This window comes from Streptomyces sp. NPDC047028, assembly GCF_040644095.1.
Taxonomy (GTDB): Bacteria; Actinomycetota; Actinomycetes; order Streptomycetales; family Streptomycetaceae; genus Streptomyces.
In genome coordinates this window covers 201,629-227,539 of record NZ_JBEYVS010000005.1, presented here as the reverse complement: position 1 = coordinate 227,539, position 25,911 = coordinate 201,629, and the positions used below count along the sequence as shown (strand labels likewise).

22 protein-coding genes are annotated in these 25,911 nt (G+C 73.6%); 19 read left to right on the top strand and 3 right to left on the bottom strand.

From position 1 onward, the window contains the following. The first annotated feature begins 16 nt into the window (after nt 1–16). Complete coding sequence (locus ABZ854_RS07410) at nt 17–715, top strand: DUF4255 domain-containing protein (protein ID WP_361205750.1); 699 nt, start codon at nt 17–19, stop codon at nt 713–715. Further along, nucleotides 712–2,736 (top strand): ATP-binding protein, encoded by a 2,025-nt coding sequence (locus tag ABZ854_RS07405; protein WP_361205663.1) that lies wholly within the window; start codon nt 712–714, stop codon nt 2,734–2,736. The genes ABZ854_RS07410 and ABZ854_RS07405 overlap by 4 nt, the downstream gene beginning before the upstream one ends. A gap of 9 nt (nt 2,737–2,745) precedes the next feature. Here ABZ854_RS07405 and ABZ854_RS07400 read toward each other — a convergent pair whose 3' ends face one another. Continuing rightward, on the bottom strand, nt 2,746–4,155 hold the full coding sequence (locus tag ABZ854_RS07400; RefSeq protein ID WP_361205660.1) for an RICIN domain-containing protein: 1,410 nt from the start codon (nt 4,153–4,155) through the stop codon (nt 2,746–2,748). Between the two features lie 254 nt (nt 4,156–4,409). Here ABZ854_RS07400 and ABZ854_RS07395 point away from each other — a divergent pair, with 254 nt between their 5' ends. The 12 genes from ABZ854_RS07395 to ABZ854_RS07340 all read left to right on the top strand — a co-directional run bounded on the left by ABZ854_RS07395 (nt 4,410) and on the right by ABZ854_RS07340 (nt 18,420). Beyond that, the gene (locus ABZ854_RS07395; RefSeq protein WP_361205657.1) at nt 4,410–6,020 is read left to right on the top strand and encodes a phage tail sheath subtilisin-like domain-containing protein; all 1,611 of its coding nucleotides are present in this window, start codon (nt 4,410–4,412) and stop codon (nt 6,018–6,020) included. A gap of 73 nt (nt 6,021–6,093) precedes the next feature. Further along, a complete protein-coding gene (locus ABZ854_RS07390) occupies nt 6,094–6,540 on the top strand; it encodes a phage tail protein (RefSeq protein WP_129309007.1) in 447 nt (148 codons plus the stop codon). Continuing rightward, nucleotides 6,540–7,088, top strand: coding sequence for a hypothetical protein (locus ABZ854_RS07385; RefSeq protein ID WP_361205653.1), 549 nt, complete (start codon nt 6,540–6,542; stop codon nt 7,086–7,088). The genes ABZ854_RS07390 and ABZ854_RS07385 overlap by 1 nt, the downstream gene beginning before the upstream one ends. Beyond that, the gene (locus ABZ854_RS07380; RefSeq protein ID WP_164992388.1) at nt 7,085–7,243 is read left to right on the top strand and encodes a DUF6760 family protein; all 159 of its coding nucleotides are present in this window, start codon (nt 7,085–7,087) and stop codon (nt 7,241–7,243) included. The genes ABZ854_RS07385 and ABZ854_RS07380 overlap by 4 nt, the downstream gene beginning before the upstream one ends. Nucleotides 7,244–10,102: 2,859 nt before the next feature. Then, a complete protein-coding gene (locus ABZ854_RS07375) occupies nt 10,103–10,444 on the top strand; it encodes a hypothetical protein (RefSeq protein WP_361205650.1) in 342 nt (113 codons plus the stop codon). A 94-nt stretch (nt 10,445–10,538) separates the two neighbouring features. Then, nucleotides 10,539–10,961, top strand: coding sequence for a phage tail protein (locus ABZ854_RS07370; protein WP_361205647.1), 423 nt, complete (start codon nt 10,539–10,541; stop codon nt 10,959–10,961). Nucleotides 10,962–11,002: 41 nt separating this feature from the next. Continuing rightward, nucleotides 11,003–11,725: a LysM peptidoglycan-binding domain-containing protein gene (locus ABZ854_RS07365; RefSeq protein WP_361205645.1), complete on the top strand. Its 723-nt coding sequence runs from the start codon at nt 11,003–11,005 to the stop codon at nt 11,723–11,725. Further along, nucleotides 11,725–13,638 carry a VgrG-related protein gene (locus ABZ854_RS07360; RefSeq protein WP_361205642.1) on the top strand — a complete coding sequence of 638 codons (1,914 nt, stop codon included), beginning with the start codon at nt 11,725–11,727 and terminating at the stop codon, nt 13,636–13,638. Before ABZ854_RS07365 ends, ABZ854_RS07360 begins: the two co-directional genes overlap by 1 nt. Before the next feature lie 85 nt (nt 13,639–13,723). Continuing rightward, nucleotides 13,724–14,182, top strand: coding sequence for a GPW/gp25 family protein (locus tag ABZ854_RS07355; RefSeq protein WP_361205639.1), 459 nt, complete (start codon nt 13,724–13,726; stop codon nt 14,180–14,182). Beyond that, complete coding sequence (locus tag ABZ854_RS07350) at nt 14,182–16,143, top strand: putative baseplate assembly protein (RefSeq protein WP_361205636.1); 1,962 nt, start codon at nt 14,182–14,184, stop codon at nt 16,141–16,143. The genes ABZ854_RS07355 and ABZ854_RS07350 overlap by 1 nt, the downstream gene beginning before the upstream one ends. Before the next feature lie 34 nt (nt 16,144–16,177). Then, nucleotides 16,178–16,783, top strand: a complete 606-nt coding sequence (locus tag ABZ854_RS07345) for a phage tail protein (protein ID WP_361205633.1) — start codon at nt 16,178–16,180, stop codon at nt 16,781–16,783. After that, nucleotides 16,780–18,420, top strand: a complete 1,641-nt coding sequence (locus ABZ854_RS07340) for a zinc ribbon domain-containing protein (protein ID WP_361205630.1) — start codon at nt 16,780–16,782, stop codon at nt 18,418–18,420. Before ABZ854_RS07345 ends, ABZ854_RS07340 begins: the two co-directional genes overlap by 4 nt. A gap of 30 nt (nt 18,421–18,450) precedes the next feature. Here the strand turns inward: ABZ854_RS07340 and ABZ854_RS07335 are convergent, their stop codons facing one another. Continuing rightward, nucleotides 18,451–19,938 carry a hypothetical protein gene (locus ABZ854_RS07335; protein ID WP_361205627.1) on the bottom strand — a complete coding sequence of 496 codons (1,488 nt, stop codon included), beginning with the start codon at nt 19,936–19,938 and terminating at the stop codon, nt 18,451–18,453. A gap of 265 nt (nt 19,939–20,203) precedes the next feature. On the opposite strand from ABZ854_RS07335, the gene ABZ854_RS07330 reads away from it, so the two are divergent. Both ABZ854_RS07330 and ABZ854_RS07325 read left to right on the top strand, forming a co-directional pair. Further along, nucleotides 20,204–20,623 (top strand): hypothetical protein, encoded by a 420-nt coding sequence (locus ABZ854_RS07330; RefSeq protein WP_361205624.1) that lies wholly within the window; start codon nt 20,204–20,206, stop codon nt 20,621–20,623. A 44-nt stretch (nt 20,624–20,667) separates the two neighbouring features. Beyond that, complete coding sequence (locus ABZ854_RS07325) at nt 20,668–21,555, top strand: fused MFS/spermidine synthase (RefSeq protein ID WP_361205621.1); 888 nt, start codon at nt 20,668–20,670, stop codon at nt 21,553–21,555. Between the two features lie 19 nt (nt 21,556–21,574). On the opposite strand, the gene ABZ854_RS07320 is transcribed toward ABZ854_RS07325, so the two are convergent. Beyond that, nucleotides 21,575–22,090 (bottom strand): hypothetical protein, encoded by a 516-nt coding sequence (locus ABZ854_RS07320; RefSeq protein ID WP_361205618.1) that lies wholly within the window; start codon nt 22,088–22,090, stop codon nt 21,575–21,577. 129 nt (nt 22,091–22,219) lie between these two features. On the opposite strand from ABZ854_RS07320, the gene ABZ854_RS07315 reads away from it, so the two are divergent. The 3 genes from ABZ854_RS07315 to ABZ854_RS07305 all read left to right on the top strand — a co-directional run bounded on the left by ABZ854_RS07315 (nt 22,220) and on the right by ABZ854_RS07305 (nt 25,902). Further along, nucleotides 22,220–22,927: a response regulator transcription factor gene (locus ABZ854_RS07315; RefSeq protein ID WP_129309023.1), complete on the top strand. Its 708-nt coding sequence runs from the start codon at nt 22,220–22,222 to the stop codon at nt 22,925–22,927. After that, nucleotides 22,924–24,321: a HAMP domain-containing sensor histidine kinase gene (locus ABZ854_RS07310; protein WP_361205615.1), complete on the top strand. Its 1,398-nt coding sequence runs from the start codon at nt 22,924–22,926 to the stop codon at nt 24,319–24,321. Before ABZ854_RS07315 ends, ABZ854_RS07310 begins: the two co-directional genes overlap by 4 nt. Nucleotides 24,322–24,459: 138 nt before the next feature. Beyond that, complete coding sequence (locus tag ABZ854_RS07305; RefSeq protein WP_361205612.1) at nt 24,460–25,902, top strand: cellulose binding domain-containing protein; 1,443 nt, start codon at nt 24,460–24,462, stop codon at nt 25,900–25,902. Nucleotides 25,903–25,911 lie beyond the last annotated feature (9 nt).

The following is a 25,911-nucleotide window of genomic DNA, read 5'->3' as shown; positions in this document are numbered from 1 at the left end:
GTTCGGGAGCGTGACGGTGATCCACGAGGTGGACGAGGTGCTCAAGCGCCTGCTGTCCGGCGGCGCGCTCGCGGGCTCCGGCGTCGACGTGACCCTGGACGCGCCGACCCGCGACTGGGCGGCGCGCCGCAACGCGCCCACCATCAACTGCTACCTGTACGACATCCGTGAGGACACCCACCGGCGCCAGCGCGGTCACCAGCAGATCCGCGACGAACGGGACGTCGTCGTCAAGCGCCGTCAGCCACCGCGCTGGTTCCGGCTGTCGTACCTGGTGACCGCGTGGACGAAGCAGCCGCAGGACGAACACCGGCTGCTGTCCGCGGTGATGGCGACGCTGCTGCCGCAGGAACTGCTGCCCGCGAGCGAACTGCCCGGCGCGCTCGGGGAGCTGGGCCTGGCCGTGCCGCTGTCGGTGGCCGGAATCCAGTCGGAGGCCAAGTCCCTCGCGGAGATCTGGTCCGCGCTCGGCGGCGAACTCAAGCCGTCCCTGGACCTCGTGGTCACCGCACCGTTCCCCGCGTTCCCCGAGTACGACGCCGGCCCGCCCGTCACCGAGGGCGCCGTGGTCCGGGCCCGCAGGCTCGACGGCCCGCCGGAGGCCACGGAAGCGCGCGGGCACCGGACCAGCCAGGTCGAGGCGGCCAAGGCGGCCCGGGCTGCCCGGCGCACGGCCGGACAGATCTCCGAGTCCGCCGAAGGCAGCGCGCGTTGAGCGGCACCACCCCTGACCCCGGCGCCCCCGCCGACGCACTGCTCGCCCGGCTCGACGAGCTGCGCGCCCGTGCCGGCGCGCTCGTGGACCGGCGTTCCGCCGACGACCCGACGGCCGGTGACCCGTTGCGCGGCCTGTACCTGTCCGACGACGCCGTACGGCACCTGCTGCACCGCCCACCACATCAGGGGCCGCCGAACGAGCAGCCGCCCGCCGAGCAGCCGCCCACCGCGGCCCGCGACGACCGGCTCACCCGGCTCGCCCGGCGGCTGGGCCTGACCGAACTCGACGCCACCGTCCTGCTCATCGCCCTCGCTCCGGACCTGGACCGCGGCTTCGAGCCGCTGTACGGCTACCTCAACGACGACGTCAGCCGCCGCCGCGCCACCGTCGGCCTCGCCCTCGACCTGTGCGGGCTGCCGGCCCACCTGGCGGACGCGCGGGCCCGCTTCCATCCGGCGGCGCCGCTGACCGCGTTCGGGCTGCTCACCGTGGAAGAGCCCGAACGCCCCTTCCTCTCCCGCGCCCTGCGGGTGCCCGACCGGCTCCTCGCCCACCTCCTTGGCGACGACACCCCGGACCCGGCCCTGGCAGGGCAGGTGAGCGAACTCCTGCCCGGGACGCAGACGGCGGCCGGCGGCGACTTCGCCAAGCGGCTCGGGGCGCGGCTCGCCACCGACCCGCCCACCGTCGTCTACCTGCACGAGCGCCGCGAGGGCGACGGCCTGGCCGCCGTGCGTGCCGCCCTCGGGACCGTGGGCCTGGCCGCCCTGCACTGCACCGGCCCCGAGGACCAGGTCCCCGGCCTGCTGCGCGAGGCCCGGCTGGGCGGCCGCGCCGTGGTCCTGTCCTCGCTGCCGGAGCGACCGGCGGAGCTGCTGCGGACGCTGACCGCCGCCCCGGATCTCCCCGTGGTCCTCGTCGCGCCCCGCCCCTACGACCCGCAGTGGTGCGAGAACGACCCGCTGGTCCTGGAGGCGCCCCGGCAGCACGCGGGCGCGGCGCACGCCTGGGCGAGCGGACTGAGCCAAGGCGGCATCGAAGAAGAGGAGTTGGGCTTCGACCTGGCGGCCACCGTGGCGCCGTACCGGCTCGGCGGCGACCGGGTCGCCCGGGCGGCGCGGGCCGCGCGCGGCCTCGCCGGGTTCGACGGCGCCCCGCTCACCGCCGCCCACCTGCGGCTGGCCGCCCGCCAGCAAGGGGCCTCGGGGCTCGAACGGCACGCCCGCCGGATCAGCCCGGACGTCGACTGGGGCGACCTCGTCCTGCCCGACAAGCCCCTCGCCCAGCTGCGCGAACTCGCCCTGCGCGCCCGCCACCGCGACCGTGTCCTCGGCGACTGGCGGCTCAGCGCGGGCGGCGGGCGCGGCCGGGGCGTGCTCGGCCTGTTCGCGGGCGAGTCCGGCACCGGGAAGACCCTGTCCGCGGAGGTCGTCGCCGCCGAACTCGGCCTGGACCTCTACGTCGTCCAGCTGTCGTCCGTGGTCGACAAATACGTCGGCGAGACCGAGAAGAACCTGGAACGGATCTTCACCGAGGCCGACCGCACCGACGCCGTGCTGCTCTTCGACGAGGCCGACGCGGTGTTCGGAAAGCGGTCCGAGGTCAAGGACGCCCACGACCGGTACGCCAACATGGAGAGTGCCTACCTGCTCCAGCGCCTGGAGTCCTTCGACGGCATCGCGCTGCTCACCACGAACCTGCGCGCCAACATAGACGAGGCGTTCACGCGCCGGCTCGACCTCGTCGTCGACTTCCCCTTCCCCGACGTGGAGCAGCGCGGCGCCCTGTGGCGGCACAGCCTCTCCCACGTGCCCGGCGGCGCCGAGGCGGGGCGCGACATCGCCGGGCTCTCGCGGGAGTTCGAGCTGGCGGGCGGCACGATCCGCTCCGCCGTGGTCACCGCGGCCTACCTGGCAGCCGGCCGGGGGGAGACGGTGACGACGGCGGACCTCCTGGAGGGGGCCCGCCGTGAGTACCGCAAGGCGGGGCGGCTGGTGCCCGGCGAGGGCACCTGGTAGCCGGACCGATCACCCCTGTTCGGGGTGCACGATCTTCCACTGCTGGTCCTCGTAGTTGGTGCAGTTGTCGAGGACCAGGTCGGTGTCGTCTCCGCCGTTGGAGTCGCCGTCCACGCCGATGCAGAGCTGGTTGCTGGTGAAGTTACGGATCCAGTACTCGCCGTTCTTCTGTTTGTCGGCCCAGTACAGCTGGTTGTCCTGCGTGGCGTCGCAGGTGTACTCGGTGATCTTCTGCCCGACGGGCGCGGGCCCGTTGTACGGCAGGTCCAGGCAGAGTCCGTCCTTGACGTTGCGGATCAGGAACAGGGCCGCGCCGCCGGGACCGCCGTGTTCGTCCTGCACGTCGAGGTCGAAGAGCTGGTTGTCGTGGTCGGAGCCGTCACAGACGTACTCCCGTACGGGGCCGTTGATCGTGCCCTTGTCGTAGCCCGGGATGTCCACGCACTTCTTGGTGGTCGGGTTGTAGAGCAGGACGTTGCTCGCGGGCACCACGGGGGCGGGCTTCTTGTGCTTCGGGGTGGACGGCGCCCCGCCGCCGCCAGGCCCGCCCCCGGTGCTGGGCTTCTGCTCAGGCTGTGTCTGCACGGGATCGGGGGCCGTGTTGTGGCTGGGCGGGGGCGACGGGGTCGGCTGGAGCGTCGCACCGGCCTCGGCGGCGTTGACCTCGGTGGCGGCGGTGGTCACGCCCGGCTTGTGGGTGAACCAGAACATCGCGAACGCGACCGCGAGGGCCGTCAGCAGTCCGAAGAAGGTCGCCAGCCAGCGGGGCAGGAAACCGGGCTGCAGATAGGTGCCCTCGGCAGCGAGGGGCTGGGACCCCGACCGGAGCACGGAGAGCTTGTACGGATGGCGCTCCTTCGTCCCGAACCAGATGATCCGGCGCGGCTTGAGCGTGGCGTCGACGAAGGCGGCCCGGCCGGGCTCGATCTGTACGTTGCTCGGGGAGATGTCGTACGCCAACTGGTCACTGTTGTCCGCCCCGTTGACGGTGGCGGTGAGCCTGGTGTTGCCCAGGTTGTCGACGGCGAGCTTCGGGCGGCCCCGGAAGCGGCCCTTGACGGTCGGCGGCACCAGTTCGGCGCGCACCTCGGTGAACGGCGTGATGGTGAGGTTTCCCTCGGGGACGGTGGTCGCCTCGGGGTGCTCGGTGGGCGTGATCCGCACGGCGTACGGGTTGGGGCCGGCCGTCGCGTCCGGGGTGCGCGGGGGCGCGAAGGTCAGCTCGACGGTGCCCGTGGTGCCGGGATAGAGCCGCAGGGACGGTGGTTCGACCGTGGTCCAGGGGGCGACGGGGCCCACCGGTTCGAAGCGGTACTCGTCGACGACGTCACCGGTGTTGCGCAGCCGCAGCCGCACGCGGGTGGTGCTGCCCGGATCGACGGTGGCGGAGGCGGGTTCGAGGGATGTCCACAGGCTCACGCGTGCACGTTAGTCGGCGGGAGAGGGCCGGGACAGGAGCGCCGGGGCAGGCTTGCTGCGCGAAAGTGCACGGGCGGGGGGCGCGCGCGGGCCTGCCCGTACGGCCTCCGGGGCAGCGTCGTCCGAGATGCCCTCAGGGGCAGCAGCGGGGGCAACGGGCATGCCCCGTACCTGGCCCCCGGGGCCGTTTCCGCCTCGCCCCGCGCGCGTGAGGCTGGGGTGGTTCCTGGCTCGTACCACGAGGAGAGCAGAGCATGCCGTCCTACCTGTCACCCGGCGTCTACGTCGAGGAGGTGGCCAGCGGCTCGCGCCCGATCGAGGGAGTGGGGACGTCGGTGGCGGCCTTCGTGGGCCTGGCCCCGAGCGGTCCGCTGAACGAGCCGACCCTGGTGACCAACTGGACCCAGTACGTCGCCCACTTCGGCGAGTTCACCGACGGGTACTACCTGGCGCACTCCGTCTACGGCTTCTTCAACAACGGCGGTACGGCCGCCTACGTGGTCCGCGTCGGCGGCTCCGCCGAGGGCGCCCCCCTGGACCGGGCGAACGCCGGCGGCACGTCCGCCCCGGCGGTCGGCGCCGCCTCCCGGGCCGCGCTGTCCGCGGGCGAACCGGCACAGCTGGGCACCTTCTCGGTGTCCGCGACCGGCTCCGCCCCCAGCGGCGGCCGGCTGAGCGTGGAGGTCGCCGACGCGGACGGCGAAGGGCCGGCCGAACGCTTCAGGCTGAACGTCAAGGACGGCGACCAGACCGTCGAGAGTTTCGACGTGACCGCCAAGAAGGGCGGCCGGAACTACGTCGTCACCCAGGTGAAGGAGCGGTCCAAGCTCATCACCGTCATCGAGGCCGTGCCCGCCGCCCAGCTGGCCCGCCCCGACAACCAGACGCTGGCCCTGGCGGCGCCGGCGCCCGCCCCCGCGCCGGTCCCCGCAGCCAAGGGCCAGGACGACGCGCACCCCGGCCCGGCCGAGTACCTCGGTGACTCCGCGGACCGTACCGGCTTCGGTGGTCTGGAGGCCGTCGACGAGGTCTCCATGGTCGCCGTCCCCGACCTGATGGCCGCCTACCAGCGCGGCGCGATCGACCTGGAGGCCGTCAAGGCCGTCCAGCTGGGCCTGATCGCGCACTGCGAGCTGATGGGCGACCGCGTCGCGGTGATCGACCCGCCACCGGGCCTGAACGCCCGCCAGATCCGGGTGTGGCGCCAGGAGACCGCCGGCTACGACTCCAAGTACGCGGCCCTGTACTACCCGTGGATCAAGTCCTTCGACCCGTCCACCGGCGCGGCCCGCATCATCCCGCCGAGCGGCCACATCGCCGGCATCTGGGCCCGCAGCGACTCCGAGCGCGGCGTGCACAAGGCGCCCGCCAACGAGGTCGTACGCGGCGCGGTCGACCTGGAGTACCAGGTCACCCGCGGTGAACAGGACCTGCTCAACCCGATCGGCGTCAACTGCATCCGCTCCTTCCCCGGCCGTGGCATCCGGGTGTGGGGGGCGCGCACCCTCTCCTCGGACCCGGCCTGGCGCTACCTGAACATCCGCAGGTACTTCAACTACCTGGAGGAGTCGATCCTGATCGGCACGCAGTGGGTGGTGTTCGAGCCGAACGACCACAACCTGTGGGCGCGGATCCGGCGCAACATCTCGGCGTTCCTGGTCAACGAGTGGCGCGAGGGCGCCCTGTTCGGCCAGCGCGCCGAGGACGCCTTCTACGTCAAGTGCGACGACGAGACCAACACCCCGGAGTCGGTGGACCTCGGCCGGGTCATCTGCGAGATCGGCATCGCGCCGGTCAAGCCCGCCGAGTTCGTGATCTTCCGGCTGGCCCAGTTCTCCAGCGGCAACGGGGAGCTGGAGGAGTAGCCCGGCCCGGGCCCCGCCCCTCGCAGGTCACCACCACCACGCCCTCGGACCGCTCCAGAAGGACAGCGAACACATGAGTCTCCAGCCGGGTGACAGCCTCACCTCACACAATTTCGCCCTGCAGATCGACGGGGTCATGGTCGAGTACCTCGCCGAGGTCAGCGGTCTGTCCATCGAGCAGGACGTCATCACCTACCAGCAGAACGCCGGGACCACCGGCCTCAACACGGTCAAGAACCTGCCCGGCGTGAAGAAGAACGGCACCTGCACGGTCGTACGCGGCATGACCCAGTCGGCCTCGTTCACCCAGTGGATCAACGAGTCGATCCAGGGGCAGATGGGCACGGCCCGCAAGAACGCCACGATCATCTTCATGGACTTCGTCAACAGCCCCACCAAGCGCTACCACCTGCGCAACGCGTGGTGCAGCAAGATCGACGCGAGTGCCGTGAAGGCGGGTGAGGCGTCCGCGCTCACCGAGACCGTGACCATCACCTTCGAAGAACTGGTCATCGAATAATGCGGCGTTCGCCCGCCAGGGCCGGGGGCGCCGCCGTCACCTACCCCGGCGCGGACCCGGCCGCGCCGGACGCGGCGGCGGGGGCCGCCGGGGCGGAGACGGCGAGCGGTTCCGGGGCGGTCCGGGCCGCGGCACCGGCGCCGGCCGCGCACCAGCCGCCGCCCGAGCAACAGCAGGTGCTGCGCACGGAGTTCCCCTTCCAGCTGCCGCGCGGGTACGTCGACGAGTCGGGCACCGTCCACCGGGACGGCGTGATGCGTCTGGCGACCGCGCGGGACGAGCTGATCCCGCTGCGGGACGTCCGGGTGCAGGAGAACCCGGCGTTCCTGTCGGTGGTGCTGCTCGGCCGGGTCATCACCCGGCTCGGCACGCTGCCCCTGGTGCACGACGGGACGGTGGAGAACATGTTCGCCTCCGACCTGGCGTTCCTCCAGGACTTCTACCGCCAGATCAACGCGGAGGGCCACACCCGCGCAGCCGTGCAGTGCCCGCACTGCTCGGAGTCCTTCGAGGTGGAACTCGGCGGGAGCCGCCTGGGGGAATCGTGACGTACGCGACCGACCGACTGCACGAGGAGATCGCGTACGTCGCCTACCACTTCCACTGGGGCCTGGACCAGATCCTGGACTTGGAACACCACGACCGCCGCCGGTACGCGCAGGAGATCGCGTCCCTGGTGACGCGCGGCGAAGCGGGGGACTGAACTGTGGGGTTGTTGGATCGGTGGCGGGGTCGTTCCTCGGCGGGGCCGGGGGCGTCGGCGGCACCGGAGCCGGGTGCCGCCGCTTCCACCGGGGACGGTACTGCTACGGCGTCCGGGAGCTCGGCGGCCCCGACGCGGGCGGCGGCGGCCGGGTGGACCAGGCTGCCGCCCCTTCAGCGTGCCCTCGCCCCGCGCACGGGGTCCCGCGCGGACGCGGGCGTCGCCGACGCGCGTTTCGGCGGCTCCCTGCCCACCTGGCAGAACCCGTCCTTCATGAACACGCGGTCGCACGCGGTCCTCGACGGCACGACGAGCGCGATGCTGGCGAGCTCCCTCTCGACGCCGGGGTCCGCGCGGCCGGGGCTCGAAGGGGTCACCGAAGCACTGCCCTTGAGGGCGCTCGGGCAGGCACCGGGTGCGGACGCCGGGCTCCCGCCGGCACAGCGCAGGCCCGCTGTGCCACTGCGCCGCATTCCCGTGACGGAACCGGCTCCGGCGGCTACGGCTGTCCCCTCGCCGGCTCCGCTGGTTCAGGTCGAGCCCGTCCGGCCGGCGGCGCGTCCCGTGAACGCCCCGCGTCCGGTGGGCGGTGTCCGCGCGACCCCGGTGCCCGCGCCCTCGGTTCCGGCGCGTCGGCCGTCCCTGACGCAGGCCCGGCCGGCCTCTACGGCCGTACAGCGGCGCGCGTTGCCGACGGCCGTCCGGCGGGAGACCACGCCCGCACCGACTCCGGGCGGCGACGGCCCGGACGGTGGTCCCGGTGGAGCCGGCTCCCCCGCGGGGGCTGGAGCCCCGGCCGCACCGGCGACACCGAGCAACCGTCCGACAGGCCTCGGGCAACCGGTGCGCCGGGGCGCGGCCCAGCCGCCCACGCCCTCACCGCGCCCGCCCGCGGCCCCCCTCCCGCCGCTCCCGGTCCAGGCGCCCGCGCCACACTCCTCGGGAGACCCGGAGGCGGCAAACGTGCCGGGCGGCCCGCCGACCACCAGGTCCACGGACGCGGCACCTTCGTCCGTGGGTTCCTCGGCCCGGGGGTCTTCGGCTGCGGGTTCCTCGGCGGTGGGGCGTTCTGTCATGGGACCGCCGGTCACGGGCTCTCCCGGTGTGGGTTCTTCGGCCGGGGGGTCTTCGGCTGCGGGTTCCTCGGCGGTGGGGCGTTCTGTCATGGGACCGCCGGGCATTGGCTCTCCCGGTGTGGGTTCCTCGGCCCGGGGGTCTTCGGCTGCGGGCTCCTCGGCGGCGGGGACCCCCGGCATGGGCTCTTCCGCTGCGGGCCCCTCAGGCACGGGCCCCTCAGGCACGGGCCCCTCAGGCACGGGCCCCTCAGGCACGGGTTCCTCGGGCACGGGTTCCTCCGGGCCGGGAGCTGTGGCCACAGGGCGCTCCGGTGCGCGGAGTTCGTCCGCTCTCAGCGGGTCCGCCGCTTCCGCCAGTGGCTCTTCCTCCGGTGCCTCTCAGGGAGCGCAGGCTCCGGTCCAGCGCTCGGCGGTACCTGGCAGGACGGCATCCCCTGCGGGCCGGGGCGGTCCCGGGGCGTCGGTGCCGTCCGCTCCCGGCGCCGTCACCGCACCGTCGTCGGCGTCCCCGGCGCTGCCCGGTCGGGCCGAGGAAGCGAGCCGTACGCCGTCCGCTCCCGTGCAGCCTGCCGAAGCCTCCGGCTCGGCCACCGCGAGCCCGGGAGGTCCCGTCGCTCCTCACGGGCCGCGAGCCCCGCAGACCCAGCCTGCCCCGCAGACACCTCGGCCCGCCGGGCAGCCGCCAGTCGTCGCTGTCCGGCGGTCCGCGCCGCCCGGTGCGCGCCCGCAGACGCCTCGGCCCGCCGGGCAGCCGCCCGGCGGCGCCCCCGCCACCACGGAGTCCCGGGGAGCCGCGGCCTTGCCCGCATCGACGCCCCACGCTCCAGGGCCCCGCAGCGCAGCTCTCCCCGCGTCACCGCGGCGGGAGGCCGCACCGGGGGCTGAAGGCGCTTCCACGCAGCCGCCCGTTCAGCGCGCGGCTGTGCGTCCCGCGGGAACCCGTCCCTCGTCGGCGGAAGACGCTGGTGCGCCGCGCACGCCCATCGATCCCGCACCCCCGGTGCGGCCCTCGTCCGCCACCTCGGCGGAGCCGTCGACTCCCGCGTCGTCTTCTCCATCGACTTCGTCCCCGGACCGGCAGCCGGCCCCTGGTTTCGCCCGGCCACCGGCCCCCACGGGCACCCCGCGCCCGGCCGCGCCGCCCTCAGCCCTGCCCCAGGTCCAGCGCACCGCCCATGGCAAGCCACCGCGGCTCGGTCTCGGCGCCCCGACTTCCGTACGCTCCGGTGCGGGCCCGGCGCCCGTGGCCGTAGCCCCGCCGGCCTCGCCGTTGACGGGCACGCCCGCGCCGCCTCCTCAGCCATCCGCAATCCCGGCTGCCCCTCCTCTCGTTCAGCGCAAGCAGGCCGCGCCCCCGGTCGCGGACGCCCGGCGTACCCCTGCCATCGGCGCCCCCCTCTCCGCCGCGCCCGTGAACGCCGCGTCCCTCTCCGCGCCCACCGTCCGGCGCGGCGCCGCCCGACCGGCTCGCGTCCCGATCGCCGCCCCCGCCCCGACCGCCGCGCGCCCCGCACGGTCCCAGCCCTCAGCACCGGCGGCCCCCGCGCCCTGGCCTCCTCCCTTCGCATCGGCTCCCTCCGGCCCCACCCCCACGGTCCAGCGCACCCCCCTCCCCGTCGCCCCGCTGGCCTCGCCCGCCGTTCAGCCGCCGTTGCCGCTGCCCGCGGCCCCCGGCGGCGGGTCCGGGGCGCCGACCGGCCCGAGCGGTCCACCCCCGGTCCTGAGCCGCCCGCCCGTCCTCCCGAGCAGCCCCCCCTCGCCCCCGGGTCCGGACCCGGCCCCGGTGCAGCGCGCCCTGTCATCCTCCGGAGCCATCGGCACCCTCGCCGCCTCTGCCGCCTCGACCGTCTCCTCCACGCTGGGCCGGATGCGCCGTACCCGGAGGAGCACCTCGGCCGGCCCAAGTGGCGACGCCCCGCCGCCGTACTCCGCGGGCCCGGGAGGCGCCGGCGGGCTGCCGGCGTACTCGGAGAATCCCGGCAACGGGTTCGCCCCCCGCGCCCTCACCGAGCATCAGCTCGACCAGTTGGTGCGACTGATCATCCCCAGGATCACACGGCAGCTCCGCACCGAACTCCGCATGGACCGCGAGCGGATCGGCCGACTCCGCGACCCGAGGCACTGAGCAGCACACCGGCCGGCGGCAGCCGCCACCGCCGTACCACCACAGCCGTACCACCCCAGCCGTACCGAACAGCCCCTCAAGAAAGGCCCTCTCGATGTCCAGAATGGACCCGGGCTCCACCATCTGGTTCTCCCTGTCCATCGACGGTGAGGACCTCGGCTACTTCAACGGGTGCGAGGGGCTGTCCTCCCAGGTCGAGGTCGAGCAGCGGCAGGAGGGCGGCAACAACGGCTTCGTGTGGCAGCTGCCGACCCGGGTGACCTTCTCCAACATCCGGCTCACCCGGCCGATCACACCGGAGACCGCGAAGGTCGCCGCGTGGATCTCCTCCGTCCAGACCGGGATCTCGCGGCCCACCGGGCAGATCCGGGCGCTGCGGGCCGACGGGTCCGAGGTGGCCACCTGGGGTCTGCTCGACGTGCTCCCGGTCAGCTGGCAGGGCCCCTCCTTCGATCCCGCCAGCCCGGCCGTGGCCACGGAGGTCCTGGAGATCACCCACCACGGTTTCACAGACTGAAACGGACTGGAAACGAAGGAACCGGAAGGAGATCTCCGACCATGGTCAGCATTCCCCACATCGGCAGCAGCCTCGTCCGGGCCACGCTCGCGATCCACGAACCGCCCCTGGGCGAGGGCAGCACCACGCCCGGCGCGCTCATGAAGACGTTCAAGTTCGAGTACAACCCCGCACAGTTGCAGCTGAGCCGCCGCGCCCAGTGGGGCGTCACCCCGGTCAAGGCCGAACGCAAGGGGCCCACACCGGAGTTCATGGGCGTGGAGCCCACGGAGATGAGCCTGGAGATCTTCCTGGACCGCTCCGACGACCCGGACAGCAACGACGTCATGAAGATGGTCGAATCGCTGCTGCTGTGCCTGGAGGTGACCTCGACGTCCATCGCGGCGAACAAGCCCTCGCCGCCGTGGGTGGTCTTCCAGTGGGGGTCCTTCTCCACCGCGCGCTTCACGGCGTACGTGTCCTCGCTGTCCAGCACCTACTCCCTGTTCGGCACGAGCGGCATGCCCATCCGGGCCGCCGTCCAGCTCCAGCTGACCGAGATCCCCAGCAGGACGGCCGGGCAGAACCCGACGTCCGGGGCGCTCACGGCGCAGCGCGTGCACCGGGTCGTCGCCGGGGACTCACTGCAGTCGCTGGCCTGGCGGGAGTACGGCGACGCGAACGCCTGGCGGACGATCGCCGAGGCCAACGGCATCGACAACCCGGCCCACGTGTTCCCGGGCACGCAGCTCATCCTGCCCGCCGCATCGGAGGTGCGAGGCTGATGGTGCGTCCAGCGACGTCCGCCGTACTCAGGGTCGAGATCGACGGCAGGAAGCTGCCCGACACGGCGGCCCGCGCGCTCGTCGAGGGCCGGGTCGACCAGGGCGCCGGGGTGCCGGCCGCCTTCCAGCTCAGCTTCCGCGACCCGTTCCGGATCATGACGCACCAGCTGAACGCCGACTTCGGCAGCCGCGTCACCATCTCGACCGTCGCCGACGGCAAGGGCGTCGGCGACACCCTGCTGACCGGCGAGATCACCGGGTTCGAGGCCGACTACGACGGCACCGGCACGTACACCGTCATCCGCGGCTACGACTTCGGGCACCGGCTCATGCGGCAGCGCCGGGTCGCCGCGTACCGGAACCAGTCCGCGTCCGACATCGCCCGCAAGCTCGCCGCCAAGGACGGCGTGCCGGTCGGCACGGTGGAGGCGACGAAGACGGTGTACGAGTTCATCAGCCAGTCCAACGTCACCGACTGGGACTTCCTCGCGCGGCTCGCCGACGAGAACGAGATGGTCATGTCCGTCGACGCGGACGGCATGTTCCAGTTCGTGCGGCCGAAACCGGCCTCGGGGGCACCCGCGACGAGCACGGAGGGCGACAAGAGCCCGTTCGTTCTCCAGGCCGGGCACGACATCCTGCGGCTGAGGGCGGCGGTGACCGCGTCCGACCAGATCGGGAAGGTCGAGGCGCGCGGCTGGGACGTCACCCAGAAGAAGGCGCTCAGCTCCGTCTCGCCCGCCACCGCCAACACGGAATTCGCCATCGGCAGCTCGCCGGCCAAGGCGGCGGCCAGGTTCAAGCCGGGCAAACTCGTCGAGACCTCCGTTCCGTACGACAAGTCGGCCGAGGTGAGGTACGCCTCCGACGCCCTCGCCGACGACGTCACTGCCTCCTTCGCCGAGGTGGAGGTGATCGCCCGGGGCAACCCGAAGCTGCGGCCGGGCGTCCCCGTGACGCTCACGCACACGGGCAAGCCCTTCGAGGGCAAGTACACGGCCACCTCCGTACGGCACGTCTTCGACGACGGCAAGCACTACGAGTCGTGGGTGACCGTCAGCGGCCGGCAGTGGCGCTCCCTGTTCGGGCTGACCTCCGGCGGGGGCGGCACGGGCACCGGGGCCAAGCTGCCGGGCGTCGCCAACGCCCTCGTCACCGACGTGAACGACCCGCTCAAGCAGGGCCGGGTCCGGCTCAAGTTCCCCTGGCTGGACGACACGTACGTCAGCGACTGGACGCGCACGGTGCAGATGGGCGGCCTGGGCGGCGGCGGGGTGTTCCCGATGGACGTCAACGACGAGGTGCTCGTCGCGTTCGACCGCGGCGCGCTCGACCACCCGTTCGTGATCGGCGGGCTCTACAACGGCAAGGACAGGCCGACCACCGTCGGGGACGTGCCGCTGATCGACGCCGTGCGCAAGAAGGCGGCCCGGCACACCGTCTCCGACCGCGACGGCAACCGTATGGACCTGCTCAGCCAGAAGACCGCCCTGCGCAAGCAGGGCGTCCGGCTGACCACCGGTGACCGGCAGCTGACCATCAACATGGACCGCACCAACACCGAGATCACCATCGACAGCAAGGGCTCGGTGAGCATCAAGGGCAGCCGCTCGGTGAGCGTCACCGCGGGCGCCGACCTGTCCCTGACCGGCGGGCGCAGCGTGGACATCAAGAGCGGCGGCGCGGTCAGCATCGAGGGCGGCGGCATGGTCAACGTGAAGGCCGGCGGCGAGATCGGTCTGGTCGCGGGCGGCGCCCTCAACGTGAACGCCGTCGGTCTGCTGTCCCTCAGCGGTGAGGGCACGGTGCAGATCAACTCGGTCGCCAACACGACGATCAAGGCGATGTCGACGGCGATCGCCAGCGAGCTGTTCGTCGTCACCACGTTCCCGATCGTGGGGGTGGTGCCGTGAGGGGCGGCGGGGTCCGGGCGGTGGACGGTGGCCGTCGCCGCCGTGAGTGCAGGGTTCGTGTCCCCCGAAGGCGGGTGTGGTTCTGATGTCCGAACAGTTCGTCGGCTCCGGGTGGTCGTTCCCGCTGCGTATCGGGCCGACCGGCGGCATCGCCCTGGTCAGCGGCGAGCGGGAGATCGAGGAGTCGATCCGGCTCGTGCTGTCGACCGCGCCGGGGGAGCGGCCCATGCGGCCCGAGTTCGGCTGCGCCATCCATGACCTGGTGTTCGCCCCGGTCAACGAGCAGACCGCGGGCCGCATCCAGCACGAGGTGGCCACCACACTGGACCGCTGGGAGCCGCGCATCGAGGTCACCGACGTCGCGGTCACCGCGGGCACCGACCGCAGCGTCCTCTACATCGACGTCCGCTACGAGATCCGCGGCACCAACAACCCGCGCAGCCTCGTCTTCCCGTTCTACGTCATCCCCTCCCACGAGGAGGACGGCGCCGGCGGCCCCTTCGGCGACGGCCCCGGCAGCAACTCCCCCGAAAGCGACCGCTGATGCCCCTGCCCTCCCCGAACCTCGACGACCGCCGGTTCCAGCAGTTCGTCGACGACGCCAAGCGCTACATCCAGCAGCGCGCCCCGGAGTGGACCGACCACAACGTCTCCGACCCCGGTGTCACCCTCGTCGAGACGGTCGCGCACATGGCCGACCAGATCGTCTACCGGCTCAACCGGGTGCCGGAGAAGAACCACCTCGCGTTCCTGGACCTCGTCGGCATCACCCTCTTCCCCCCGGCCGCCGCCCGTACCGACGTCACGTTCTGGCTGTCGGCGCCGCAGGAGGACGTCGTGCAGGTGCCCCTCGGGGCGGAAGTCGCCACGCTGCGCACCGAGAGTGAGGACGCGGTCGTCTTCGCCACCGAGCGGGAACTGGCCGTCGTACCGTGCGAGGTGCGGTTCCTGCTGACGCAGGCGAGCGGTCAGGCCGTCACCGACCTGACCGCGGACCTCGCCGAGGCCAAGGACCTCATGGTGTTCGCCGAGTCGCCCCATCCCGGTGACTGCATGCTCATCGGCCTCAGCGCGGCCGTCCCGCACTGCGCGGTCGTCCTCGAACTCGACTCCCGCGTGGACGGCGTCGGCGTCGACCCGCGCCAGCCGCCGCTGGAGTGGGAGGCGTGGACCGCGGACGGCTGGCAGCCCTGCGAGGTGGACCGCGACGGCACCGGCGGCCTCAACCGGCCCGGCGAGGTCGTCCTGCACGTGCCCGGCGGCCACATCCTGTCCCGCAACGGCGGCCAGGAGGCGGGCTGGCTGCGCTGCCGCGTCACCGAACCGCACCCCGCCCAGCCGTTCTACACGACCTCCCCGACCGTCCGCTCCGCCGAGGGCTACACGATGGGCGGCACCACCCCCGCCGTCCACGCCGAGACCGTCCACGACGAAGCACTCGGCGAGTCCACCGGCCTGCCCGGCCAGCGGCTCCGCCTCCAGCACGCGCCCGTCGTCGGCGACCACCCGCCGCTGCTGCTGCAGAGCGCCGAGTACGAGGAGGGCTGGACCGACTGGCAGGTCGTCCCGCACTTCGCCGCCTCCGGACCCGGGGACCGGCACATCACCCTGGACGCCACCACCGGGGAGATCGCCTTCGGTCCCGCCGTCCGCGAACCCGACGGCACACTACGGCAGTTCGGCGCCGTCGCCCCCAAGGGCGCGGTCCTGCGCGCCCGCCGCTACCGCACCGGCGGCGGCCGCGCCGGCAACGTCGCCCGCGGCGCCGTGCAGATCCTGCGCACCTCCATCCCGTACATCGCCGAGGTCGCCAACCGCGAGGCCGCGCGCGGCGGCGTCGACGGCGAGACCGTCGAGGAGGCGAAGGTCCGCGCGCCCATCACCCTGCGCGCCCAGGAACGGGCCGTCACCCTGCGGGACTACGAGGAGTTGGCCCGCCGGGCCGCCCCCGAGACCGCCCGCATCACCTGCCTGGAGGGCGAGGAGAGCGAGCACGGCGCCTACGCGGTGCGGGTGCTGGTGGTGCCGCAGGCGGTACCGGACCCCGGCGGGCGGCTCAGATTCGAGCAACTCGTCCCCGGAGACAGTCTGTTGGAACGCATCACCCGCCATCTCGACGAACGGCGGCTGATCGGCACCCGGCTGGCGGTCGGACCGCCCTTCTACCAGGGCGTCACGGTGGTCGCCACGGTGCACGCCTTCAAGGGCGTCGACACCGACCGGGTACGCCGCGAGGCCCACGACGCGCTCTACCGCCACATCGACCCGCTGACCGGCGGAGCGGACGGCAGGGGCTGGCCGTTCGGACGGCCCGTGCAGTCTGGCGAGATCTTCGCGGTCCTGCAACGGGTGCCCGGCGTGGAACTGGTCGACCAGGTGATCCTGCACGCGGCCGACCCGCTCACCGGCAAACGCGGCGAGGCCACCGACCGCATCGACCTGGACGCGCCGTCCCTGGTGTTCTCCTTCGACCACCGCGTCCGCGTCATCGGGGAGGGCTCGTGAGCAGGTCCGTTCAGCGCGACGGGGGGTGGCACGGATGAGGGGCGCGATCGACGGGCTCGGTTCGTCCGCGCCCATCGGCCCGATGCTGCCGGCCGTGTTCGCCGACGACGACCTCGCACAGCGGTTCGTCGGCGGCCTCGACGACACCGTGGCGCCGATCCTCAACGTGCTCGACTGCGTCGACGCCTACTTCACGCCGTCCCTCGCACCACTCGACTTCACCCAGTACCTGGGCGCGTGGATCGGCGCCGAGACCGACGGCAGCGAACCGGAGGACAGGCTGCGCGCCGCCGTGGCCGCCGCCGCCCGTCTGCACCGGGTGCGCGGCACCCGGCGTGGACTCGCCGAGGCGGTGCGGCTCGCCTTCGGCGTCGAACCGGAGATCACGGAGAGCGGGGCCGCCGACTGGAGCGCCCGCCCGCTCGGCCCCGTCCCCGGCGAGACGCGGCCCCGGCTGCACGTGCTCATCCGGCTGCCCCACCCGACCCGCGCGGACGAACACCGCCTGGACACCCTGGTGTCCGCCGCCCGCCCCGCCCACATGCCGTACACGGTCCAGGTGACCCGGGCCGCGGGGCGGGTTCGTCCCGCGCCCGCCGGGTCGCCGGACGAACCCGCTGAAAGGACCCAGGAGAGATGACGACCACCCAGAACTGCGCCGAGTGCGGCACCCGCGCGGAGCCTGGCCAGTCGTTCTGCGACGCCTGCGGTGCCGTACTGAGCTGGGCGGGGGCCTCCGGCGTTTCGGCCGGGCCTGCGGGGGCTTCCGGCGCCGCGACCGGTGGTACCGCTACGGGTGCGGGAGCCACGGCGCCTGTCGCGGCGGGCGCCGCCGGCGTCCCCGGCAGGGGCGCTTACGCGCGGACCGACGAGGGTGCGCGTCCCGCCACCCGCGCGGCGCACGACGGGCCCGGTGCTGCCGCCGCAGCGGGGTCGGCGGCCGTCCCGGGCTCTGGCTCCGCCGCGCGGTCGCAGCGGGCCCCGGGCGTGGGGCCCGTACCCGGCGCCGCCTCGGGTACGGCGCCCACGGGTTCCGGCCGCCGGGATCCCGCCGCCGATACGGCCGACGCCGGCGCGGCGGGCAGGGCAGACGAGACCGGTGGGGCGGGCCGAACGGGCGGGGCGGGCTACGCCCCCGACGCGGATCTGCGCGACCGCCCGAACACGGCCCCGGACGCGGCCCCCCTGGGCGGCCCGCGCTCGGTCGAGGACACCGCCCCCACGGAACCGATACCGCACGCGGGTCCCATGCCGGGCTCGGGTCCGGTGCCGCACGCAGGGTCGATGCCGGGACCCGGTCCCGTACCGGACGCGGACCCGGCACCGGACGCCGAACCGGTCGGCCCGTACCCGCCCCTGCCCGCTCAGGGCGGCGACGACCTGAACGACCGTGCCCGGCAGTTGCTGGTCCCGGTCCAGGACCCGGAGCCCCGGCCCGCCGCCACCCCGTCCGTCGTCCCCGTACTGCCCGGCCGTCCCACACCCCAGCGCCCCCAGTCGGTGCGCGCCCCCGGCGAGGAACTCGGCACCGGCGGCGGTGTCGCCTGTCCCTGGTGCGCCACGCCCAACCGGCCCGACCGCCACTACTGCACCCGGTGTGCGATGCCGATGGCCGGTGGTTCCGAGCCACCGCCGCCGCGCCCCTGGTGGCGGCGGCTGCTCGACGGACGGCGCGGCGAGACCCCGTGGGCGGGCGACCGGCCGCGGCTGCGCCGCACCTTCGGGCGGATCCTGAGCTGGGCCGGCTACGCGATCGTCCTGGCCGCGCTGATCGTCGCCGCCGTCAATCTGCCGAAGGGCATCCAGGCGACCAAGGACCACTTCGCCAAGCGCTCCGAGGTCACCCCGGACGCCATCAGCGCGTCCCGTACCTTCCCGGGCCACAAACCGCTGCTGGTCATCGACAAGAAGAGCAACACGTGGTGGGGGCCGGGCGTCGCGGGGCCCGGCGAAGGTCAGTGGATCGAGGCGAAGTTCGACCAGCCGACCAGGCTGCTCGACCTGCTCATCACCCCGGGCGTCTCCGCGCACGCCGACAAGAACACCACGTCGGCGCTCCCGCACCGCGTCAAGGCGACGATCACCCGGGACGACGGCACGGTCGTCGACCGGGAGATCACCCTGGACCAGGGTTCGGGCGCGCAACCGGTCCAGTTCCGTGTCGGCGAGGTCACCAAGGTCCGCTTCACCATCGAGTCGTCGTTCCTGACGTCGTCGAAGAAACAGGTCGCCATCGCGGAGATCGAGTTCTTCGGCCCGAGCGGCAACACGTCCTGACGGGCCGGGACCGGTGACGGAGGGGACGCGTCAGGCCCGCACCCCGCGCGGCAGCGAGGCGTGCCTCTCCAGGAACTCCGAGACGCCAGAGGCCCGTCGGTGCGGCAGGAGCACCCGGGCCGTGCCCGCCAGCATCGTCTGGATGCGGGAGGACTGGACCTGGTCCAGGAGCGACAGGACGCGCAGGGCCGCCGTCGCCGACTCGTCGGGGCGGCCGTCGCGGGCCAGGTCGTCGGCGAGTTCGGCGGTGTAGAGGGCGATGTTCCGGGTGAAGTGCGGGTCCTGGAGGGCGGTGGCCCGGCGGGCGTGGCGGGTCGCGCGGCGCCAGTCGCCGAGGGTGGACCAGCACTGCGCCTGCAGTCCCTCCAGTTCGGCCTCCCCGTAGAAGCTCATCCACTCGGGGTCGGCGTCGCAGTGGCCTCGGTCGAACAGGGCCCGCGCGCGGGCGAGGGCCTGCTCGCAGCCGGTGCGGTCGGCGAGGCCCGCCCAGCCGCCGGCCTCGCGCAGGGCCAGCAGGGACATCAGGCGGGCGGAGCCCACGGGGCGGGCCACGCGCTGGGCGGCCTGCGCGGCGCGGACCGCCTCCCGGGGCCGGCCGGCGTCCCGGGCGAGGAACGCGGTGTTGCAGAAGGCGTGCGCCTCCAGGGCCGGGTCACCGGTGACCCGGGCGGTGGCCAGGGCCTCGGCGTAGTGCGAGCGGGCGTCGTCGAAGCGGCCCGAGTCGTGGGCCAGCCAGCCGACGGAGATGGCGAGTTCACCGGCGCCCGAGTGCAGCCGCTCCGCGGTCGTCTGCCGGGTCGCGCCGGCGTCCAGGAGCGCGTAGGCGGCGCGCAGGGGTGCCGCCGCGCGCTGGTACAGGCCGTCCGCGCCGTGCCGGTCGTCGAGCAGCCGGATGCGGCGGACGGCCTCCTCCAGGGCGGAGGCCTCACCGGTACCGGCGCGGCGCGGGGGCCGGCCGGCCCCCGCGGCGTCGGTGGCGAACCCGAGCGGGCCCAGGGTGGCGGCGGCGACGGTGGCGCCGGTGCCGGTCATGAATGCGCGACGCAGCACGTCGCTCTCCTCGTGGTTCAGGTGGTCGTTCTCGTACGGCTCGTGAGGGTCGTACGGCTCGTGCGGTTCGCCGTACGGCTCGTACGGCTCATACGGCTCGCACGCCCCCCACGTCTCAAGCGGGCCCGGTGACCTCGGCGGGGGCACGACCGGGTCGTCCGGCGCCGGACGTGCCGCGCGTCCGCGGACGGACGAGCGCGGCGCGAACCCGAGGTCGGTGAGCGTGCGGCCGGGGAACATGTGCAGGAACACCCGTTCGTAGGCGTAGTTGGGGCAGCGGATCTCACCCGCCTCCACCCTGCCCACGTACCGCGCGTCGCAGCTGACCCGCTCACCGATCTCGCAGGCGGCCCGCCGTACCAGCGCGGCGAACTCCGCCGGTGAACGGTGGCCGCGCAACCGCCGGAAGGCGAGGTTGGGCCGCGGTGGCTGGTCGGGCTGGGACGAGGTCTCGGTTGACAGCGCCATGGCCGGGTCCTCTCGTGCGAACCGTCGAACCATGCCGGAGCCGGGGCGGATTCGGACGAGTTGTCCGCAAGGCGCCCTGGTTCCGGCGGGCAAGAACGTACCTGCTGTGCCGGACCCGCTACGCGGTGTTTGGCTACAAACCGGATATCTCATCCACGATCTGCCATGAACTGCCATCCTTTGCGGCGCACTTCCGCCGTAGCCGTTGACGCGCTCGCGCGTTGAACTCCATGGACCGCAACAAGGCAGTGTGGTGGAGGCCGGCATGGAGACCAGCCAGAGCAACGATCCTTGTACGTCGTTGTCATGGGCGCGTGGGACGGGGGCGCCCGGCGGCCCGCCGCTGTGCGACCTGGTGACGGTGCCGACCCGGCAGGGCCTGGAGGCGGTCGACATCCTGCGCCGCGGCATCGGGGAGACCGTCGGGCCCGTGCTGCACGACGACGGCTGCGACACCCTCGGCTTCCTGGTGCCGGCCGGTACGGCCGCCGGCTGGGACGTGCCCGGCAGCACCTGCACCAGAACCGACGGGCGCGGACTGCGGCTGAACCCCGAACCCCCGGTCGAGGGCTCCGACTGGCTGCTGCCCCCCGGCGGCGCCCACCCCGCCACCGACCCCGCGGTGCTGCGCCGCGCCCTCGGCGAGGCGGCCCGCATGATCGAGGCCGCGGACAGCTGCCGCTGAGGTCCCGCACGGCGCGCCTTCCCGCCGCCTGCGAAAATGGTCCGATGGGCAGGTCCAGGAACACCCGGCGCGGCACGGCGGCCGCCGAGGCCGTGGCGGAAGACGTCGACGGCGGACTCGCGCAGCTCATACCCGACCGGGACCGCCCCCGGGCCTGGACGCTGCTGATCGACGGGGCGCCGCAGTCGCACGTCGACCTCGACGACCCGGCGCACCTCTCCTTCGAGTACCAGCGCCGCCTCGGCCATGTCATCGACCTCGCCGCCCCGCCCGGCAGACCGCTGCGGGCCCTGCACCTGGGCGGCGGCGCCTTCACCCTCGCCCGGTACGTCGCCGCCACCCGGCCCCGCTCCACCCAGCAGGTCGTCGAGCGGGACGCGGCCCTCGTCCAGCTGGTCCGCCGCGCCCTGCCGCTGGACCAGGGCGCCCGCATCCGGGTGCGGACGGCCGACGCCCGCGAGGGCCTGGCCAAGGTGCCGGACGGCTGGGCCGACCTGGTCGTCGCCGACGTCTTCAGCGGCGCCCGGACCCCCGCCCACCTCACGTCCACCGAGTTCCTCGACGAGGTCCGCCGGACCCTCGCCCCCGGTGGTCTCTACGCCGCCAACCTTGCCGACGGCCCGCCGCTCGCCCATCTGCGCGGCCAGATCGCCACCGCCGCCGCCCGCTTCACCGACCTCGCGCTGATCGCGGACGCGCCCGTGCTGCGCGGCAAACGCTTCGGCAACGCGATCCTCGTCGCCGCCGACCGGACCCTCCCGCTCGCCGACCTCACCCGCCGGGCCGCCTCCGACCCGCACCCCGGCCGGCTCGAACACGGCAGACCCCTCATCGACTTCACCGGCGGCGCGACCCCCGTCACGGACGCCACGGCCACGGCCTCCCCGGCCCCGCCGGCGTCCGTCTTCCGCGACGCGCGGTCAACGGGATGAACGCGGTGCCACGGAGCGGTCAGTAGGTGCCCACGTCCACGTGCGGCGGGCCGTCGTGCCAGTCGCAGAAGACCGACACACGGTCCGCGCCCCGGCTGAACTCCACCCGGATCCACGTCTCCGTCTTCCACACCTGCATCGACCAGCCCGTCCCCGGCGTCGCCGAGACGAGGGTGGCGTCCGCCGACGCCAGCGCGAAGACGACATGGCCGCCGTCGGTGTCGTACGCCTTGACCCGGCCGGACGCCGACGCCGAGGGAGAAGGGGAGTGCGACGGCCGGTGGCTCGGCGGCGCGGACGTGCGCGGGGTGGGGGAGGGAGAGGGAGAGCCGCTGTGCGACGGCGGTGGGGGCGGCGGCGGTGACGAGGGCGCCCCGGAGCGCTGCGCCGACACCTCGGCCGCGGTGATGGGCAGGGCGCGCGGCGGGTCGTACGCCGTGCCGGCCATCACCGTGTGGACACCCCACCACGACAGCGTGACCGCCGCGCCCGTCGCGAGCAGCCAGGCCAGTACGTGAACGAGTCCTCTGCGCATCGTCGGGCCATACTGCCCCACCCGTCCCACGGGTGTCCCGCGTCCCGTCGACGAGGAGAGGTTTTCCACAACCGCCGAGTTGTCCACAGGCCCGGATGCGGCTCGCGCGGATGGCGTACGGTGCGGCGCATGGCAAGTGTGCTCGTGGTCGAGGACGACCAGTTCGTACGCTCGGCGCTCATCCGGCACCTGACCGACGCCTCGCACACCGTGCGCAGCGTCGGTACGGCACTGGAGGCGCTGCGCGAGGTCGCCCATCTCCGTTTCGACGTCGTCATCCTGGACCTCGGACTGCCCGATCTGGACGGCTCCGAGGCCCTGAAGATGCTGCGCGGCATCACCGACGTGCCGGTCATCATCGCCACCGCGCGCGACGACGAGTCGGAGGTCGTCCGGCTGCTGAACGCGGGCGCGGACGACTACCTGACCAAGCCGTTCTCCGTCGAGCACCTGTCCGCGCGCATCGCCGCCGTGCTGCGCCGGGCCCGGTCCGGCGGCGGCGAGGCCCCGCCCTCGCCCGTGCTGCGCGTCGGCGGCCTGACCGTCGACCCGCTGCGCCGGCAGGCCGACCTGGACGGCGCGCGACTGGACCTGACCCGCCGCGAGTTCGACCTGCTCGCCTTCCTCGCCGGCCGCCCCGGCGTCGTCGTCCCGCGCAAGGAACTCCTCGCCGAGGTGTGGCAGCAGTCCTACGGCGACGACCAGACCATCGACGTCCATCTGTCCTGGCTGCGCCGCAAGCTGGGGGAGACCGCCGCCCGGCCCCGCTACCTGCACACCCTCCGGGGTGTCGGGGTGAAGCTGGAGCCGCCCGCACCGGGGGAGCCACCGCGATGAGATGGGCGCTGGTCAAGGTCTGCCTGGCGGTCACCACGATGGTCGTGGTCGCCTTCGCCGTCCCGCTCGGACTCGTGGTCAAGGAGATGGCCCGCGACCGCGCCTTCGCAGGCGCCGAGCGGGAGGCCGCCGCGGTCGCCCCCGCGTTGTCCATCACCACCGACCGGGACAAGCTGGAGCGGGTCGTCGCCTCCGCCGGCGCCGGTTCCGGGATGGCCGTCCACCTGCCCGCCGACGGCTCCGGACCGGCCGTCGACATCGGCCGGCAGCGCGCCGCCGGCCGTGACGTGACCGCCGTACGGAACATGGGCCGCGCCTCCACGACCTCGGTCAGCGGCGGCTTCACCCTGCTGCAACCGGTCGCGCTCGGCTCCGGCGCGATCGCCGTCGTCGAGGTGTACGTGCCCGAGTCCGAGGTGAGCAACGGCGTCGGCACGGCCTGGGCGGTGCTCGCCGCCGTCGGCCTGGCCCTGATCATCGGCTCGGTCGCCGTCGCCGACCGGCTCGGGGTGCGCATGGTGCGGCCCGCGCGGCGGCTGGTCGAGGGCGCCCACGAGCTGGGGGAGGGCCGGCTGGGGGCCAGGGTCCCGGAGGACGGTCCGACCGAACTCAGGCTGGCGGCCGTCGCGTTCAACTCCATGGCCGACCAGGTCGTACAGCTCCTCGCCAACGAGCGGGAGCTGGCCGCCGACCTCTCGCACCGGCTGCGCACCCCGCTGACCGTGCTCCGGCTGAACGCGGCCTCCCTCGGGGCCGGTCCCGCCGCCGAGCAGACCCGGGCGGCCGTCGCCCAGCTGGAACGGGAGGTCGACACGATCATCCGGACCGCGCGCGACGCCAAGCCGCAGACCGTGGCGGCCGGGGCCGGGGCCGGCTGCGACGCCGCCGAAGTGGTCCGCGAGCGCATGAAGTTCTGGTCGGCGCTAGCCGAGGACGAGGGCCGCAAGTGGCGGGTGGCCGGCGTGGACCGGCCGGTGCGCATACCCGTGGCCCGCGCCGACCTGGCCGCCTCCCTCGACGCCCTGCTCGGCAACGTGTTCCGGCACACCGCCGAGGGCACCGCCTTCGCGGTCGACGTGCACAACGGCGAGGACGCGGTGATCGTGCTGGTCTCCGACGCGGGCCCCGGCATACCCGACCCCGAGGCGGCGATGGCCCGCGGCCGCGGCTCCGGCAGCGACGGCTCGACCGGCCTCGGCCTGGACATCGTGCGCCGCCTCGCCGAATCCACCGGCGGGGACGTCCGCATCGGCTCCTCGGTGCTGGGCGGGACCGAGGTGCGGATCTGGTTCCAGCTCGACGGACGGCGCCCGGCCCGCCTCGGACACCGCGTCCGCAGACGCCGTACGGGCAAACTGGTCTCTACCTTTAACCGCCCCCGATCCCTTCCTTAAGTGCACCCTAAGGACGCCAACCGCCGTCCGCATCAAGCCGATTGTCCGATTCCGTATCGCTAACGTGCTGCCGCACCCCACAGGGCTGTGACATCCCCTGTTACCCCCCTCCAGTGAGCAGTGAAGGCAGGCACGCGCATGAGCACCCACCGGCGCAGGATCAGCGGCAGGAACAAGGCGATAGGCGGCGTGGTCGCCGCGGCGGTGGTCGGCGGCGGCGCCCTCCTGCTCACCGGGACCGCCAACGCGGCCGGGGTGAACGCCGCGTACACCAAGACCAGCAGCTGGTCGACCGGCTACACCGCGCAGTACGTCGTCACCAACAACAGCGGCCAGGCCGAGAAGGACTGGACGCTCGAGTTCGACCTGCCGGCCGGCACCAAGCTCAGCTCGCTGTGGAACGGCGAGTCGAGCGTCAGCGGACAGCACGTCACCGTCAAGCCCGCCAAGTGGGACACCGCCGGTCTCGCCCCCGGCAAGTCCGTCACCGTCGGCTTCGTCGTCAGCGGCACCGGCGACCCGGCCCACTGCCTCGTCGACGACACCAAGTGCTCCGCGGACGACGGCCCCACCCCCGAACCGAGCGGCCGCCCCACCGACGCCCCGACGCCCAACCCGACCCCCAGCCACAGCGCGACCCCCACCCCCACGCCCTCCCACAGCACCGGCACCGGGACCGGCACCACCTCCTCGGCCGGCTTCTCCCCCTACGTCGACACCTCCCTCTACCCGGCGTTCGACCTGCTCGGCTCCGCCGACGCCACCGGCGTGAAGAACTACAACCTCGCCTTCATCACCGACGGCGGCGGCTGCACCCCCAAGTGGGGCGGCGTGACCGACCTGAACAGCGACGGCGTGGCCTCCCAGATCGGCGCCCTGCGCGCCAAGGGCGGTGACGTCCGCGTCTCCTTCGGCGGCGCCTCCGGCTCCGAACTGGGCACCACCTGCTCCTCCGCCGACCAGCTCGCCGCGGCCTACGGCAAGGTCATCGACGCCTACAAGCTGACCAAGGTCGACTTCGACATCGAGGGCGGCGCGCTGCCCAACACCGCCGCCAACACCCGCCGCGCCCAGGCCATCGCCAAGCTCCAGGCGCAGTACCCCGGCCTGGACGTCTCCTTCACCCTCCCGGTGATGCCCCAGGGCCTCACCCAGGACGGCGTCGACCTGCTGTCCAACGCCAAGGCGAACGGCGTGAGGACGAGCGCCGTCAACATCATGGCGATGGACTACGGCGCCTCGTTCAACGGTGACATGGGCGACTACGCCATCCAGGCGGCCACCGCCACCCAGGCCCAGGTCAAGAGCGTGCTCGGGCTGTCCGACAGCGCGGCCTGGAAGGCGGTCGCGGTCACCCCGATGATCGGCGTCAACGACGTCTCCGCCGAGGTCTTCAAGGTCGACGACGCCACCCAGCTGGTGAACTTCGCCAAGTCCAAGGGCCTCGGCTGGCTGGCCATGTGGTCCGCGACCCGCGACAAGGCCTGCGCCGGCGGCACCAAGCCCACCGCCGACGCCACGTGCAGCTCCATCAGCCAGGACAAGTTCGCCTTCTCCAAGGCGTTCGGGGCCTTCAACTGAGCTGAAGGG